The following is a 16,504-nucleotide window of genomic DNA, read 5'->3' as shown; positions in this document are numbered from 1 at the left end:
GGCAGCCTGAACGTTGCGCGTCCCAGGCCGCTCGCTCGGGCCTTTTATGGCCGCCTTTTATGGCCGGTATACCTTGACGTTGGCGAATCCCTGTTCGCGCAGATAGAGCGCCTGTAGACGGCTCATGACGCCCCGTTCACAGTACAACAGGTAGGATTTGCTCTGGTCCAGTTCGCTGAACAGGGACCCCAGCTTGTAAAACGGCAGGGCCTTCACGACAATCTTGTCCAGTATCAGCGGCTGGCTTTCCTGTTCATCCACCGGGCGGATATCCAGCACGATATCGTTATCGCCCACTTTGTCCGCGGTTTCAACCTCCACCACATCCTGGTTGGTCTGTTCGATAATCTCCCTGATATCGATGCTTTGCGCTTCGGCTACCGCCCGATCAAGAATGGCGAAATCAAAATTCTCCTCTTCATGTTCGATACGCTGTTTTACCGCTTTCACCGTCGGGCTTTTGGAAATGACGCCGCAATATTCCGGCATGGTTTTGGCGAAATCCTCGGTGCCGATGCTACGGGCCAGATTGATGATATGTTCTTTATCATGAGAGATCAGCGGACGCAGAATCAAGGTATCCGAGACATTATCTATCAGGCGCAGATTGGTCAGCGTTTGGCTGGAAACCTGGCCCAGGGCTTCTCCGGTTACCAGCGCCTGGATGCCGTAGCGTTCGGCCATACTTGAAGCCGCCCGCACCATCATGCGTTTAAGCACCACACCCATTTGCCCGTCGTCCACTTTTTCCAGGATTTCCCCCACCACCGCCGCAAAATCTATGGCGATAAAACGGACCCGGTGGGAGCTGCCGAAGCGATTCCAAATATGATGGGCTACCTGCCGGACGCCGATTTCATGGGCCGCGCCGCCGAGGTTGAAGAAGCAGTAATGCACCCGGCAACCGCGACGGATCAGCATATAACTGGATACGCCGGAATCGAAGCCGCCCGAGATAAGCGACAGTACGTCTTCCTGGGTGCCTATGGGAAAACCGCCGATGCCTTCATAGCGCCCGGTAATCAGCAGCAGCCGGTCGTCTTCAATTTCCAGATGGACCGTTTCTTCCGGATGGTTGAGCTTGACGCGGGTACCGGCCACATTCTGATTCAGACCCCCCCCCACATAGCGCTCCACATCCTGCGAGGTAAAGTCGTGAGTGCCGCGGCGCTTTACGCGTACGCAGAAGGTTTTGCCCACCAGGCGGTCGTGATTCAGCTCGAGGGTTTGCAGGTAGATATCATGCATATCCGCATAGGGGTGATCTTCCACCGCCAGGATATGATGAATACCGGGAATACGGGTTAACGCATCGATAATCGGCGTACGCTGGCTTTCATCCTGGGCGCGGACTTCAATATGGTCCCAGTGGCGCACTACCGCCAGAGATTCGTCATAATGTTTCAAAACGTTGCGGATATTGCTGGTAAGGATTTTAATAAAGCGCAACCGTACGGATTGACTCTTTATCGTAATTTCCGGAAACAGTTTAATGATAAACTTCATGGCAATAGTCGTTATGTGATCAGAAAAAGACAACGTATCGGAACACGTCATATAATGAGTTATCGATAACCTCCGGAGCCTTGGCACGGGTGTTATCAATAGCATCCGAGGCGCGGAGTATATCACCTTACGCTGGCGGATTGAGGCTCAATTTGCTTATCATCGCACTCTGGGCTAACGTTGACTGTTTTCATACTCGCCGTCACTCACCATATTGAAAAAAATTATGCCGAAAAAAGCCGAACAGCCCGCCAGTTTTGAAACAGCGCTAAAAGAGTTGGAGCAGATTGTGACCCGTCTTGAATCCGGCGAATTGCCGCTTGAGGACGCGCTTAATGCGTTTGAGCAAGGGGTGCAGTTGGCGCGTCAGGGCCAGCAAACCTTGAAACAGGCCGAACAGCGGGTGCAGATTTTGCAAAGCGAAGACCAGGAAGCGCCATTAGCGCCATTTACCCCGGACGCGGAATAGACCCATGAGTGATTTTGCCTCGCAGCTCAAGGCCAGCCATGAGCGGGTCAACGGCGCGCTGGATCGCTTTTTTGCGCCGCTGGATAATCGCGAACCGCTGATGCAGGCCATGCGCCACGGTGCCTTATTGGGGGGCAAGCGCCTGCGGCCGTTTTTGGTTTACCGTACCGGACAATTATTCGGCCTGACACCGGACACCCTGGACGCGCCGGCGGCGGCCATTGAATGTATCCATGCCTATTCGTTGATCCATGACGATTTACCCGCCATGGATAATGACGATCTGCGGCGCGGCCTGCCCACCTGCCATAAAATATTTGGCGAAGACACCGCTATCCTGGCGGGAGACGCACTGCAAACCCTGGCGTTCTCCATTCTGGCGGACGCGCCGATGCCGGCGGTGACGGCTGAAGATCGCCTGCTGATGATTTCAGCCCTGGCGCAGGCCAGCGGCGCTCACGGCATGTGTCTCGGCCAGGCGCTGGATCTGGCGTCGGAAGGTCAGCCGGTATCATTGCCGGCGCTGGAAACCATCCACCGACATAAAACCGGTGACCTGATCCGGGCGGCGGTTAAACTGGGCGCGCTGGCCGCCGGCGAACCGGGCAAAAAGGTTTTGCCCCATCTGGATCGTTACGCCGCCGCCATCGGACTGGCGTTTCAGGTGCAGGATGACATTCTGGACGTGGTGGGTGATACCGCTACTATTGGTAAACGACAAGGGGCCGATCAACAATTGGGTAAAAATACCTACCCGGCGCTGCTTGGGCTGGACGGCGCGCGGGCCAAGGCGCGGGATCTGCACCGGGAATCTTTGGCATCTTTAGAATATGTCGCCGCCCTGGGCTATGATACTTCCACGCTGATGGCATTGGCCCGTTTCGTTATCGAGCGCGATAAATAAAATTTGATGGTTTTATTACCTCAGGCATGAGTATCCAATGAGTCTTGATATAACAAAGTACCCGACACTGGCTTTAGCGGACATCCCGGCACAACTGCGCCTGCTGCCCAGGGAGAGTTTGCTTAAACTCTGCGACGAACTCAGGCAGTTTTTGCTTGATAGCGTAAGTCGATCCAGCGGCCATTTCGCCTCGGGACTCGGTACCGTTGAACTCACCGTGGCGCTGCATTATGTTTATAACACCCCTTTTGATCATGTGATATGGGACGTGGGCCATCAGGCTTATCCCCATAAAATACTAACCGGAAGGCGGGAGAACATCTCCACCATCCGGCAAAAGGACGGCCTGCACCCGTTTCCCTGGCGCGGCGAAAGCGAGTACGACGTTTTGTCGGTGGGGCACTCGTCCACGTCCATCAGCGCGGGCCTCGGCATGGCGGTGGCGGCGGAACATGAAGGCAAGGGCCGCCGAACGGTATGTGTGATAGGCGACGGCGCCATTACCGCCGGCATGTCGTTTGAAGCTATGAATCATGCCGGGGACATCAAACCCGATCTGCTGGTTATCCTGAATGATAACGAAATGTCCATTTCGGAAAACGTCGGCGCGCTGAACAATCACCTGGCGCAAATCCTGTCCGGCAAGCTTTATTCCACTCTGCGGGAGGGGGGCAAAAAAGTGCTGTCCGGCATACCGCCCATTAAAGAACTGGTGAAGCGAACCGAGGAACATATCAAGGGCATGGTGGTGCCCGGCACTCTGTTTGAAGAGCTGGGCTTTAATTATATCGGGCCGGTTGACGGCCATGATGTCTTGGGGTTGGTTCACACCCTGAAGAACATGCGCGGCAGGAAAGGCCCGCAGTTTTTACACATCATGACCAAAAAAGGCAAAGGTTACGCCCCGGCGGAAAAAGATCCCATCGGCTGGCATGCGGTGCCCAAGTTCGATCCGCACATCGGTACCCTGCCGAAGAGCGCCGGGGGCTTGCCCACCTATTCGGCCATTTTCGGCGACTGGCTGTGTGAAACCGCCGCCACCGACCCTAAATTGATGGCGATAACGCCGGCCATGCGGGAAGGTTCCGGCATGGTGTCGTTTTCCCGGAAATATCCGGATCGCTATTTCGATGTGGCGATAGCCGAACAGCACGCGGTGACCTTTGCCGCCGGCCTGGCCATCGGCGGCTATAAGCCGGTGGTGGCAATTTACTCCACTTTTTTACAGCGAGCCTATGATCAGGTGATTCATGACGTCGCCATCCAGTGTCTGCCTGTGCTGTTCGCCATCGATCGCGGCGGTATCGTGGGGGCCGACGGGCCGACCCATCAGGGCGCGTTTGATTTGTCTTATTTACGCTGTATTCCCAATCTGGTGATTATGGTGCCGAGCGACGAAAACGAATGCCGGCTGATGCTGCATACCGGCTACCATTATGATGCCGGCCCCGCCGCGGTGCGTTATCCCAGGGGCAACGGCACCGGCGCGGCTTTCTCGCCGCTGGCGCCGCTGGAGATCGGTAAAGGCATCATCCGTCGCCAGGGGGAGAAAATCGCCATTCTCAATTTCGGCACACTGTTAGCCGAAGCGGAAATCGCGGCCCGGCATTTAAATGCCACCCTGGTGGATATGCGCTTTGTTAAGCCTCTGGACGAGGTGTTGATTGCGTCCCTGGCCGCCAGCCATGAGGTTTTGGTGACACTGGAGGAAAACGCCGTCATGGGCGGGGCCGGCAGCGGCGTAAACGAATTTCTGATGCACAGGCGGCTGCTGGTGCCGGTATTGAATATCGGCCTGCCCGATCGGTTTATTCCACAGGGCTCACAGCAGGAGATCCGCGCTGATATCGGCCTGGACAGCGTCGGCATTCTGAGCCAGATACAGCAGTGGCTGGCGTGACCCCTTCCCGGCGGCAATAATAAGTCTCCCTTCTTTACGCGCCGGTCTGGCGTTCGATACGGTCAAGGCCGTATCGGCCGCTGACGGCGAACTCCATACCTTAACCATACCGGATAGCGTTCACTGCCGGTAGTCGAGCACCATATTACCGTTACGCTCCACCGCGTCATATCGGCTGACGGCCAGGGTGCGGGTGGAGGCCACCCCCTGCGGGTTGAATTGTTCCCGCCAGGACAGGCCCAGCCGGTAATTTATTTGTAGGCTGATACGGTCTTCGCTTTGATCCCCGCTGCCGACACGCTGCTCAACCGCCAGTGTCAGCAGGGGAATCGGCGTGTAGTTTAAACCGACAATTAACGCCCGGGGACTGTCCAACTGCTTATTTTTATCGAACAATGCCACCCCGTAACCATAATACTTTTCAAAAACCATGCTAGCGCCCAATTGGGGATAGAACGGCAAATAGGCGTCTCCCCGCATATCATAACCGAAGGCGGGACGTTCATCAGTATCATCGAAATCAGGAGAATGACTCCAATTCTTAATGCGGTAATAGAGGTTTGACGATAATTTAATATAGTGGGTCCACAGTTCCGCACCCAGACTCATGCGCCGATTAGTGCCGGTAAAATCGTTATCGAAAAACGAGTTTATACCGTACATCCAGTTATTGGTAAACAGGCGGACGCCGACGCCTAGATTCAGCGCATTGCGACTGTCCCGATTACGGCCGCCTAATTGAGTGAATAACATCGTATTTGGCCTGTTATAGAGGGGTGCCAGCAGATCAATGGAACTGCCGTTCAAATGGAAATCATCGTCCGTATCAAACTGAATCCGGGCCGTGCCGAATTGACTTGATGAATAGCGGGAGTTAGGGTTATCCATCACGGCCACCTGAGGCGACGCCGCCGAAAAGAGAGGCACTGTTATAACCAATATCGTTAATGGAAGCAGGCAGCGATGGAATAAAGGATATTTTAAAAAAAACCACTCCTGATGAGAATCATTGATTGAATGATCAATCAACCCATAAGATATAATGTACATACAGATGTCTCCCAAAATTAAAAAATTTCGAGTTCGCTATCGATTTTTATACTAGGCAATATTTAATATACATATTATAAAGACAATTAACAGGACAATATTTCTTATAGGTTCTATTGCATAGAAAAACTTATATATTGCTGATTTATTTTTTTCATTAATGAAAGCACGGCTTATTGAAATAAACAGCAGCGGTAGCTATAAATAAAAAAAACCTAGCCGGCCGTATTGACGGAAATGAAAATATTTAGTTATCAGGCGAATTATTTAGAAAAATTGAATGAGAGTAATTTTAATACAATAGAGCTGTAATCGAATGCTGTGGCCGGTGGTTAGCCATTCGGCCAAACACGCCCGCGTTGGTCGCCATAAGGTCCGCAAACGCTTTTTGTTTTATCTCCCCGCCCACGGTTGAAGTGAACCCATAAAAGTCCAAATTGTGGGTTCAGTCCACGCTGGGCAGGAAGCTACGGCGTATTGGGCTAGCCGTCGGTGGATCGTGTGACCTGTTCCCAGGCGTCAATCTCAAGCGCGTATTGGGCCAGTTTGTCCCGCACCAGCGCCAGGGCGTCGCTCCCCAGCAGCAGATGAACCGGCGGTTTTTTGCTTTCAATCAACGCCAGTATGGCCTGCGCCGCCTTGGCCGGGTCGCCGAGCTGCTTGCCGTTTTTTTCCTCGCGCGCTTTTCTGATGGGATCGAATATCGGGTCGTAATCGGCAATGTCCCTGGGGGTACGTACCATGGAACGCCCCGCCCAGTCGGTGCGAAACGATCCGGGCGCCACGGCGGTAACGGCGATATTAAAGGGTTTCAGCTCCTTGCTCAGCACCTCTGATATGCCCTCCAGGGCGAACTTGCTGCCGCAATAATAGGCAATGCCCGGCATGGTGATAAAACCGCCCATGGAGGTAATATTGACAATATGACCGGCGCGCCGCTTGCGCATATATGGCAATACCGCTTTGGTCATCGCCACGGCGCCGAACACATTGACATCAAACTGGCGTCGCATGTCCGCCAGCGGTGATTCTTCAAAAATTCCTTCATGGCCGTAGCCGGCATTATTCACCAGCACGTCAATGGGCCCCAGCAATAACTCGGCCTCGGCGATCAGGTCGTCCATGGGATCAACATCGGTGACATCCAGTATCCGCCCGAAAGCCTGTGCCGGGTTTAGCGCTTCGAAAGCATTTTTTGCCGATAGGCTGCGTACCGTCCCAATCACCCGATGCCCGGAGCTAATGGCCGCCTTGGCAAGGGCCAGCCCGAATCCGCTGCTGACGCCGGTAACCAATAACGTCTTGGCGGTAACCAGGCCGTTGGTATTAGCGTTTTCTTTCAAAGACCCGTCATGTTTAGCGGTAGCATTCATTTTTCAAGACCCATGTAGTAAGCGGATATGCATGGTATCCCTAAGGGAGAATAATACGGATGTCTATTGTTCTGTTTTTCTTGCCTAATCCTATGATCAGGTGAATTCTTTAGGCAAAGCGTGGCATAATGGGCGCCCAGCCTGTAAAAAAGGGTTGCATAAGAGGGTTGATAACATGGATAACACCAACGGCGGGGCCAACTCCCTCGAAGCGCGCATGGTTTCACTGTTGACGCAATTGGCCCCCGAGGAGGGGTATAACCTTACGGTGCTGCCGGATGTGCGTTTTTTGCGCTCCAATCGACCGCTAACCCGCACGCCGGTGTTGTACGACCCGGGCATCGTGATTGTCTGCCAGGGGAGGAAGCGGGGATTCTTCGGCGGCCAGGTTTATTTGTACGACCGGCAACATTATCTCGCCGTGTCGGTGCCGGTGCCTTTTACCATGGAAACCGACGCCAGCGCGGTAGAGCCGCTATTGGCCATCTATATGCATCTTGATTTCAAGGTGGCTGCGGATTTGATGATCCGGATCGACCAGCGTTATGTCGATTTACAGGCTAAGGGTTCACAGGCCGGGGGTGTACAGGCCAGGCCCCAGAGTATGATCTCCACCCCCATGGACCCGCGGTTCAGCGAATCGGTGCTGCGTTTCCTGGAAGCCATGAGCCGGCCGCTGGAAGCGGAAATTCTCGGCCCGTACCTGGTGCGGGAACTGTATTATCATGTTCTCACCGGGGACCAAGGCGGTTCCATGCGCGCGGCGCTACTGATGCAAGGGCAGTTTGGCAAGATTGCCAAGGCGATTGCGCGGATACACGCCTCGTTCAGCCAAGAACTCAACGTCGAGCAATTGGCCGCCGAAGCGGGCATGAGCGTGCCCACCTTTCATAGCCATTTCAAGGCGGTCACCAATACATCGCCGATACAATATCTCAAATCCATCCGCCTGCATCAGGCGCGCCTGCTGATGGTTCGCAACAATATGACGGCGGCGACGGCCTGCATGGATGTCGGTTATGAAAGCGCGTCGCAATTCAGCCGTGAATTCAAACGGCTATTCGGCCAAAGCCCGCAGGAGGAAGCCAAACGCATGAAAGCGAGTTTCGCCCTGCCTCCCCTGCGCACTCCTTCCGGCTATATCTCGTCGCACTGACCCCTCATCTTCCAAGCGGCAGTGGTGTTGGCTTCGTTACTCGGCTCATCCATGAGCCTTGCCCCTCTGGCCGCCGCAAGCGGCGTTCACATCTGCTCCGGGTAGCTCTGTCACTCACTTGCCGCCTTCCCGCAACCTGAAATCCAGAGGGTATACATCAATGGTTTTCCTGCCATTCCGCCACCGTATCTTCTTGGGTATCGGTACGGGACAACATGGCGGTGGCTATGCCGTTTCCCAGCACATTGATGCCGGAGCGCCCCATATCAAGCACATGGTCAATGCCCATAAGCAATAAAATGCCCGCAACCGGGATGTTAAAGCTCGGAATGGTGGCCGCCAGCACCACCAAGGCCGAGCGCGGCACGCCGGCGATGCCTTTCGACGCCATCATCAGGGTGAGCATCAGCATGGCGACTTCCGCGCCGGTGAGGTGAATATTGTAGGCCTGGGCGATAAACATCGCGGCAAACGAACAATAAATCATCGACCCCACCAGATTAAAGGAGTAACCCAGCGGCAGGACAAACGAGGCGATGTTGTTCGGGCAACCAAAGCGACGCAGCTGTTCGAGGGTCTTCGGATAGGCGGCTTCCGAACTGCTGGTGGTGAAGGCCAGTATCACCGGCTCTCTCAGCAGGCTTATCAGGCGGAAGGTGGCCGACTTCAATACAATATAACAAAATCCCACCATCAGCCCGCAGCACAGCAGAATGGCCAGATAATAGCCGCCGATAAACGCCGCGTAGCTTTTGAGGATGCCCAGTCCTTCATTGGCGATAACCGACGACACGGCGGCAAAAATCGCTATGGGCGCCATATACATAACATAACCGGTGACCTTGAGCATGATATGCGAGACGACATTCAAACCGTCCGCCAGCGGCCGGTTGAATTTCTCTCCCAGCGACGCGCCGGCAATACCGAAAAACAGTGAGAACACCACGATCTGCAATATTTCATTGTGACCCATGGCATCAACGATGCTGGTGGGAAAGGTATGGGCGATAAAGGTCTTCAGCGACATCCCGTCAGTGGCCAAGCCGGTATTCACCGCCTGTGCCGGAACCTGCAGATTCAGGCCCGCCCCGGGCTGGATAATACTGACCACCGCCAGACCCAGCAGGATCGAAACAATTGAGGAAGAGATAAACCAAAGAAACGCTTTGCCGCCCAAGGTTCCGATGGCGGAGGTATCCCCCATGCTCATGATGCCCACGGTCAACGTGGTAAAGACCAATGGCGCAATGACCATTTTGATTAAGCGAAGAAAAACGTCGGTGAGCAGCGCGACGTTGTCGGCATAGGCATGAGCGCTGTCCGCGGACGCAAACTGATGAACCAGGGCGCCGACGATGATGCCCAGCACCATGAATGCCAGGATGAATGTGGTTAATTTATTAGATTTAGACATATATTTCCCGCTGATCAGTTCCCTGAAGCGTATATAGTGGTGAGAAGATAAGATTTGGTTGCATAATCATCCTTGATGAAGAAATAATTTCCCTGTATCACATCAAAAAAACAAAATAAATAAAGCAATTAACCGGTTGACTGCCGGTTCGCATCGCATTTACCTTCGCCTGCGGCGAATAAACGCCGCTATAATAAATTCATTAAAGGCACCGCCTATTCAGGAGATAAACATGCAGTTTACCACGCTTGGCCAGACCAATCTTCGCGTATCCCGCTTATGCCTCGGCTGTATGACGTTTGGCGATCCCGCCCGGGGCAAACATGCCTGGACCCTGCCCGAAGAGAGCTCGCGGCCCTTGATCAAACAGGCGCTGGACGCTGGCATCAACTTTTTCGATACCGCCAACAGCTATTCCGACGGCAGCAGTGAAGAAATTGTCGGCCGGGCATTAAAAGACTTTGCCCAGCGGGATAAGATCGTCTTGGCCACCAAAGTGTTCAATGAAATGAGCAACTTGCCGAAGGGTCTGTCGCGTAAAAAAATCATGCAATCCATTGACGATAGTTTGACCCGTTTGGGAACCGACTATGTGGATCTGCTGCAAATCCATCGCTGGGATTATGATACCCCTCTGGAGGAAACCCTCGAGGCGCTGCACGATGTGGTTAAAGCCGGCAAGGCGCGTTTTATCGGCGCTTCGTCAATGTACGCCTGGCAATTCGCCCGCGCGTTGTATATGGCGGATTTGCACGGCTGGACGCGGTTTGTCACCATGCAGGATCAATATAATCTGATCCAGCGCGAGGAAGAGCGGGAAATGCATCCGCTGTGCCGGTTTGAAAATATCGCCGTATTGCCCTGGAGCCCACTGGCCCGAGGCAAGCTGACCCGCCCCTGGGGGGAAACCACCGCCCGTTCCGTTTCCGATGAGGTGAGCAAGGCGATGTACACCCAGACGGAAGAGGTGGATGCCCGCATAGCTGAGCGCGTGGGCGTGATTGCCGATACCCGCGGCGTTTCACGGGCGCAGGTCGCGCTGGCCTGGGTGTTAAGCAAGCCGGCGGTGACGGTGCCCATTATTGGCGCATCCCGTCCGGATCAATTGTCGGATTTGGTGGGTGCCCTTGAGGTTACGCTGGACGAGCAGGACATTGCCGAGCTTGAAACCGCTTATACCCCGCATTATCCGGTGGGATTTGCCTAGAAGACCGCTTTGGCGCGGTTTCCCATTAACACGCTCGTTGCACGTCTGGCGAAAGCGGGCCTAGCGAGCCATGAGGCACTCCGGCGGGCGGAAAAACCACGCCCGCTTCGACCTCATTGGCACGCTCTGCCTTTAACACGACGGGTTCAGATTCGGTGCTGGCGGGCCTAGCGAGCCATGAGGCACTCCGGCGGGCGGAAAAACCACGCCCGCTTCGACCTCATCGGCACGCTCTGCCTTTAACACGACGGGTTCAGATTCGGTGTTGGCTGGCCTAGTGAGCCATGAGGCACTCCGGCGGGCGGAAAAACCACGCCCGCTTCGACCTCATCGGCACGCTCTGCCTTTAACACGACGGGTTCAGATTCGGTGTTGGCGGGCCTAGCGAGCCATGAGGCGCTCCGGCGGGCGGAAAAACCACGCCCGCTTCGACCTCATCGGCACGCTCTTCCTTTAACACGACGGGTTCAGATTCGGTGTTGGCGGGCCTAGCGAGCCATGAGGTGCTCCGGCGGGCGGAAAAACCACGCCCGCTTCGACCTCATTGGCACGCTCTCCCTTTAACAGGCTCGTTGCACGATCGGTGAGACCACGCAGCATAGGTTATGCCAGAGGAATAGAGTTACGGCTTAAAACAACGGCCAGTAGTGGCCCAGCCCATAGATAAGCCCGGCGCCGACAATGCCGGCGATAATATCGTCAATCATGATTCCCACGCCGCCCTGGACTTCGCGATCGAACCATCGGATGGGCCAGGGCTTCCAGATATCCAGCACGCGAAACAGCAAAAATCCCGCCAGCACCCAGCGCCAGTCGTTTACCGGCAGGGCCATTAGGGTAATCCACATACCGACAAATTCATCCCAGACGATACAGCCGTGATCGTGCACACCCATATCTTTGGCGGTTTGATGGCAGGCATAGATCCCTAAGCAGATTGCCAACATCACCACCAGCGAATAAAGCTGCCAGGGCAACAGGATCATCAGGCACCAGAGGGGGATAGCCGCCAAGGAGCCGACGGTGCCCGGCATCCAGGGAAACAGTCCGCTGCCGAAACCGGTGGACATCAGATGCCAGGGATTGCGCAGTTTGATTCGGCTGATGCCGAGGGTTACTTCGCTGGTCACAGGTTCACTCCTGGCTGAAATGGTCGTAACCGTGCCAATCAAGGTCTAGCGGTTGATTATCTTGGAGGAGTTGCAAGCCTTCGCTATGGGGTCCTATTTGGCCGATGCAGGTAAAATCCGCACCCGTATGTCCCAACGCAACATCCAGCGCGCCGCGATTGATTTCGGGCACGGTAAAGCAGAGTTCATAATCCTCCCCGCCGCACAACGCCCAGCGCAGCGCCTGCTCCGGCGAGACCTGACGGCGCAGGGCGGTGGAGTAAGGCAGGTCTTCCAGATGAATGCGCGCGCCGCACTCGCTGCTGTCGAGAATATGCCGCAGGTCGGAAATCAGCCCGTCCGACAAATCAATGGCCGCACTGGCCAGATCCCTCAGGGCCTGACCCTGCAAAATGCGCGGCTGAGGACGTAAATGGCGCTCAAGCAGATATTGTCGGTCAGGGGCTGAAGGCACCTCAAGCCGGTCCTGCAGAACCGCCAGTCCGGCGGCGCTGTCCCCAAGGGTGCCGGTAACATAGATCCAATCACCGATACGGGCGCCGGAGCGGAGAATGGCGCGCCCGGCCGGGATCAGACCCTGGATGGTCAGTGTCAGGCTCAGCGGGCCGCGGGTGGTATCACCGCCCACCAGCTGCATGCCGTAGTAATCTAACTGCTCAAACAGGCTGTCGCTGAAGGCTGCCAGCCAGTTTTCATCCATTTCCGGCAGGGTCAGCGCCAGCGAAAGCCAGGCGGGATCCGCGCCCATGGCGGCCAGATCGCTGAGATTAACCGCCAGGGATTTATACCCGAGATCCGCCGGTGAAATCGACGGCAAGAAATGGATGCCCGATACCAGGGTATCGGTACTGACCGCAATCAGCCGTTTTTCATCAACCGACAAAAGGGCGCAATCATCGCCGATGCCCATCACGACATCCCGGCGTGCGCTTCTTACCCGGTTGAAATAACGGGCAATCAGATCGAATTCGCCACTGGCCATAACCTATCCAAATGTTGTTGTCTCGCTAACTCGGCACCCATCGCGCCCGACAGCCGCCCCTGCGAGGCTATTTGCGGTTGGGGCGGATATAAGGCGCCGCCTTGTCCAGTACGCCATTGATAAATTTGTGACTTTCTTCCGCACCGAACGTTTTGGCCAGTTCAATGGCCTCGTTGATCGCCACTTTATAGGGCACATCCTGGCGTTTGCTCAACTCGTATAAAGCCAGGCGTAAAATTGCCCGCTCCACCTGGCCCAGTTCGTCAAGCTGGCGTGAAAGATAGGGGGCCATCAGCTGATCCAGCTCCGCCGCATGCGCCGCCGTACCCGAATACAGCTCGCGAAAATAAGCGATATCAACATCTTTGACATCCTGTTCCGCCAGGAACTGGACTTCAATTTCGGCAATATCGTTATGAGATACTTGCCATGCGTAAAGCGCCTGGACGACACATTCACGGGCACGGCGACGAGCAGCAGGTTTCACAAATTTCCCCTTTACTTACGCGTTGATAGCTTTCAGTACGTTAATCATTTCAAGTGCGGCTAATGCCGCTTCCGCACCTTTGTTGCCGGCCTTGGTACCGGCCCGTTCGATGGCCTGCTCGATGCTTTCGGTGGTCAATACCCCGAAAGCCACCGGCAAAACGCTTTCCAGGGCCACGCGGGATAAACCGGTACTGCATCCGCCCGCAACATATTCAAAATGCGCGGTACCGCCACGGATAACCGTGCCAAGGGCCACCACGGCGTCAAATTTTTTGCTGTCGGCCAATGCGCGGGTCGCCAGTGGTAATTCATAGGCCCCGGGGACCCAGACCACGGTGATGTTCTCGTCTTTCACCTGGCCGACGCGCTTCAGGGCATCGATGGCGCCTTCCAGCAGGCTGTCATTGATGAAATGATTGAAACGCGCAATCGCTATCGCTATACGGGCTTCCGGAGTGGCAATAACACCTTCAATAACGTTCATGGCTTTCCTTCAGTTGGCAAATGGCGATAATTGCCCCAAGAGGGGGCGGATTCTAACATATTCTTTTGTCCGCTGCGCGGGCCAATTAGTCCGCGTAACGAGGTTTGAGCCGTAGCCGTATATCCGGCCCGACCTGGCGTAAATCCGCCACCGTAAACGACGGCGACTGCGCCAACTGCCCAAGCCCGGGAAGGACGCATAGTCCCCTTCCCCCGTCCCCCAGCAGCCGGGGAGCCAGATAAACAATCAACTCATCCACCAGTCCCGCCTGCAGCAGGGCGCCGGCCAGAGCGGCGCCGGCTTCGACCCAGACACTGTTTACCTGGCGCCGGGCCAACTGCATCATCAGGATAACCAAATCGATACGGGGATTATCCGTATCTCCGGCGGGCAGGGTCAATTGCTCAACGGATGAGGGCCAGACCAGGTTATCCGCCTGCAGACGGGCCAGCCAGGTTTGGCCCTCCTGGGCTATTAGCCGGTGGGCAGGCGTTACGCGATTTTGGCTGTCGATAATCACCCGCACCGGCTGGCGCACATCGGATTGGGAATAACTTAACCGAATCGGTTCCGGCAGCGAGGACCAGCGCACGGTCAGGGCGGGATCGTCCGCCAACACCGTCGCGCTGGTGGAGAGAATGGCCGAACTTTGAGCGCGGAAGGATTGCACGTCCTCCCGTGCGTGGATTGAGGTTATCCACTGGCTTTCACCGGAAGCCATGGCGGTACGACCGTCCAGCGACGCGGCCAGCTTCAGCCGAACATAAGGAAACCCGGTTCGCATGCGCTTCAGGAAACCGAGGTTCACCGCTTCTGCTTCATCCATCATCAAACCGTGACGGACTTCGATGCCGGCCTGCCGCAACAGGTGCATGCCCCGCCCGGAAACCTGTGGATTCGGATCCTGCATGGCTACCACTACCCGCGCCACCCCCGCCGCGATCAGCGCGTCGGCGCAGGGCGGCGTGCGGCCCTGATGGCTACAGGGTTCCAGCGTGACGTAGACGGTGGCCCCCCGCGCCGCTTCCCCGGCCATACGCAGCGCATGCACTTCGGCATGGGGCTCGCCGGCGCGGAAATGAAAGCCTTCGCCGACAATCTTGCCGTCCCGCACGATAACACAGCCGACATTCGGATTCGGCGTGGTGGTAAAACGTCCGCGACGAGCCAGTTCAAACGCCCGCGCCAGGTAATATTCGTCCTGCTGCATAACACCACCTTAATCCTGAAGACGGGCTATCTCTTCGCCAAACTCCCGCACATCCTCGAAGCTGCGATACACCGACGCGAAACGGATATAGGCCACTTTATCCAATTTTTTCAGTGCGTCCATCACCAGGTTACCGATCATTTTGCTCGGGACTTCCCGTTCACCGGTAGCGCGCAGCTGTGATTTGATGTGGCTAATGGCCATTTCGACATCGTCGGAATTCACCGGCCTTTTTTCCAACGCCTTTAAAAAGCCGCCGCGTAATTTATCTTCATTAAAAGGCTCCCGGATATCATTGCTTTTGATCACCCGGGGCAACACCAGTTCCGCCACCTCGAAGGTGGTGAAACGCTCATTGCAGACCAGACATTGCCGGCGACGCCGGACTTGGGAACCATCCCCCACCAGACGGGAATCAATTACCTTGGTATCGACTGCGGAACAAAAAGGACAATGCATATAGCTTCCTGTGCGGCTGATAGGGGTATGCTAGTTTAGCGCGAACTGTGGCGACAACAAAGGCCCTTCCCCGGCGCTAAGCACTGGACACGGAATTCTCCCGCCTTTCAGTTCATGACTTTTGCGGTGTTCCGGGCTAAGCTGTAATTTATCGGCAGAATAAGGAAACTGTTGCCATGACAATCGCTTACCGCCCGGCCTGTGTTGTTGTCACCCTGCTGCTTGCCGGATGCGCCGCACAACCAAACGCCAACGTTCCCGCCTTGAAAAGCGAGATGGGCCAGTTGAATCAGCGGCTGGATTATCTCAATAATCAGGTGTCGGCGCTGATGCAGCAAAATGCCCTTAACGCACAGTCCGACAGCGGCGTTTATATTTATCCGGCGGCCCAAACCGCCGCCGAAGTGGACAGCCGGATAGGCAAGCTTCAGGTGTCGTTGAGCCAGGTGGAAACGGAAGCCAACGGTTCGCGGGCGCTGTTGCATATTCGAACCGCCGACAACCAACCGCTAACGCCTTTCTTCGCCACGGTGGATTGGGGCCAGGTGGATCCCGCCACCGGCAAACCCCTGACCGCCGATGCCCTCAGCCAGCCCATTGTGGTACCGGCTTCGCTGCTGCCGAAATCCGACGCCGCCATCGAGCTGCGCCTGAGCGGACTGGCGCCGGAACAGGTGGGTTTTGTCCGGCTGCACGATATCACTAAAATAACCGCCGATTCTCTGCCGCCACCCGACGCCGCCAAGCCGTTATCGCAGCAATAAAGACGGA

The 16,504-nt window shown here is 55.7% G+C and carries 16 protein-coding genes; 6 read left to right on the top strand and 10 right to left on the bottom strand.

Features of this window, described 5'->3' with window-relative positions:
* Positions 1–57 precede the first annotated feature (57 nt).
* A complete protein-coding gene (gene thiI / locus HB631_RS22065; RefSeq protein WP_213993330.1) occupies positions 58–1,506 on the bottom strand; it encodes a tRNA uracil 4-sulfurtransferase ThiI in 1,449 nt (482 codons plus the stop codon).
* A gap of 226 nt (positions 1,507–1,732) precedes the next feature.
* Here thiI and xseB point away from each other — a divergent pair, with 226 nt between their 5' ends.
* The 3 genes from xseB to dxs are packed head-to-tail and all read left to right on the top strand — an operon-like array spanning position 1,733 to position 4,779.
* Positions 1,733–1,975, top strand: a complete 243-nt coding sequence (gene xseB, locus HB631_RS22060; protein ID WP_213993329.1) for an exodeoxyribonuclease VII small subunit — start codon at positions 1,733–1,735, stop codon at positions 1,973–1,975.
* A gap of 4 nt (positions 1,976–1,979) precedes the next feature.
* Positions 1,980–2,879, top strand: coding sequence for a (2E,6E)-farnesyl diphosphate synthase (gene ispA / locus HB631_RS22055; RefSeq protein ID WP_213993328.1), 900 nt, complete (start codon positions 1,980–1,982; stop codon positions 2,877–2,879).
* Between the two features lie 37 nt (positions 2,880–2,916).
* Positions 2,917–4,779 (top strand): 1-deoxy-D-xylulose-5-phosphate synthase, encoded by a 1,863-nt coding sequence (gene dxs / locus HB631_RS22050; protein WP_213993327.1) that lies wholly within the window; start codon positions 2,917–2,919, stop codon positions 4,777–4,779.
* A 120-nt stretch (positions 4,780–4,899) separates the two neighbouring features.
* Here dxs and HB631_RS22045 read toward each other — a convergent pair whose 3' ends face one another.
* Complete coding sequence (locus tag HB631_RS22045; RefSeq protein ID WP_213993326.1) at positions 4,900–5,667, bottom strand: inverse autotransporter beta domain-containing protein; 768 nt, start codon at positions 5,665–5,667, stop codon at positions 4,900–4,902.
* A gap of 644 nt (positions 5,668–6,311) precedes the next feature.
* On the bottom strand, positions 6,312–7,145 hold the full coding sequence (locus tag HB631_RS22040; protein WP_213993387.1) for an oxidoreductase: 834 nt from the start codon (positions 7,143–7,145) through the stop codon (positions 6,312–6,314).
* 232 nt (positions 7,146–7,377) lie between these two features.
* Here HB631_RS22040 and HB631_RS22035 point away from each other — a divergent pair, with 232 nt between their 5' ends.
* Complete coding sequence (locus HB631_RS22035) at positions 7,378–8,358, top strand: AraC family transcriptional regulator (RefSeq protein WP_255557204.1); 981 nt, start codon at positions 7,378–7,380, stop codon at positions 8,356–8,358.
* 157 nt (positions 8,359–8,515) lie between these two features.
* Here the strand turns inward: HB631_RS22035 and HB631_RS22030 are convergent, their stop codons facing one another.
* Positions 8,516–9,772, bottom strand: a complete 1,257-nt coding sequence (locus HB631_RS22030) for a dicarboxylate/amino acid:cation symporter (RefSeq protein WP_213993325.1) — start codon at positions 9,770–9,772, stop codon at positions 8,516–8,518.
* Between the two features lie 232 nt (positions 9,773–10,004).
* Between HB631_RS22030 and HB631_RS22025 the strand changes: the two genes are divergently transcribed.
* Complete coding sequence (locus HB631_RS22025) at positions 10,005–10,979, top strand: aldo/keto reductase (protein ID WP_213993324.1); 975 nt, start codon at positions 10,005–10,007, stop codon at positions 10,977–10,979.
* A gap of 629 nt (positions 10,980–11,608) precedes the next feature.
* Here the strand turns inward: HB631_RS22025 and pgpA are convergent.
* From pgpA to nrdR, 6 genes are all read right to left on the bottom strand, one after another.
* The gene (gene pgpA, locus HB631_RS22020) at positions 11,609–12,109 is read right to left on the bottom strand and encodes a phosphatidylglycerophosphatase A (protein ID WP_213993323.1); all 501 of its coding nucleotides are present in this window, start codon (positions 12,107–12,109) and stop codon (positions 11,609–11,611) included.
* Between the two features lie 4 nt (positions 12,110–12,113).
* The gene (gene thiL, locus HB631_RS22015; RefSeq protein ID WP_213993322.1) at positions 12,114–13,091 is read right to left on the bottom strand and encodes a thiamine-phosphate kinase; all 978 of its coding nucleotides are present in this window, start codon (positions 13,089–13,091) and stop codon (positions 12,114–12,116) included.
* Between the two features lie 67 nt (positions 13,092–13,158).
* The gene (gene nusB / locus HB631_RS22010) at positions 13,159–13,578 is read right to left on the bottom strand and encodes a transcription antitermination factor NusB (RefSeq protein ID WP_213993321.1); all 420 of its coding nucleotides are present in this window, start codon (positions 13,576–13,578) and stop codon (positions 13,159–13,161) included.
* A 15-nt stretch (positions 13,579–13,593) separates the two neighbouring features.
* Complete coding sequence (ribE, locus tag HB631_RS22005) at positions 13,594–14,064, bottom strand: 6,7-dimethyl-8-ribityllumazine synthase (protein WP_213993320.1); 471 nt, start codon at positions 14,062–14,064, stop codon at positions 13,594–13,596.
* Positions 14,065–14,149: 85 nt separating this feature from the next.
* Positions 14,150–15,274, bottom strand: a complete 1,125-nt coding sequence (gene ribD / locus HB631_RS22000; protein WP_213993319.1) for a bifunctional diaminohydroxyphosphoribosylaminopyrimidine deaminase/5-amino-6-(5-phosphoribosylamino)uracil reductase RibD — start codon at positions 15,272–15,274, stop codon at positions 14,150–14,152.
* Positions 15,275–15,283: 9 nt separating this feature from the next.
* Positions 15,284–15,733, bottom strand: a complete 450-nt coding sequence (gene nrdR, locus HB631_RS21995; RefSeq protein ID WP_213993318.1) for a transcriptional regulator NrdR — start codon at positions 15,731–15,733, stop codon at positions 15,284–15,286.
* 176 nt (positions 15,734–15,909) lie between these two features.
* On the opposite strand from nrdR, the gene HB631_RS21990 reads away from it, so the two are divergent.
* A complete protein-coding gene (locus HB631_RS21990; RefSeq protein ID WP_213993317.1) occupies positions 15,910–16,497 on the top strand; it encodes a DUF3251 domain-containing protein in 588 nt (195 codons plus the stop codon).
* The last annotated feature ends 7 nt before the right edge of the window (positions 16,498–16,504 follow it).

The sequence above is a fragment of the Sodalis sp. dw_96 genome, from assembly GCF_018449575.1.
Classification (GTDB): Bacteria; Pseudomonadota; Gammaproteobacteria; order Enterobacterales; family Enterobacteriaceae; genus Acerihabitans.
The sequence above is the reverse complement of the archived record's forward strand: the minus strand, read 5'-3'. Positions and strand labels throughout refer to the sequence as shown.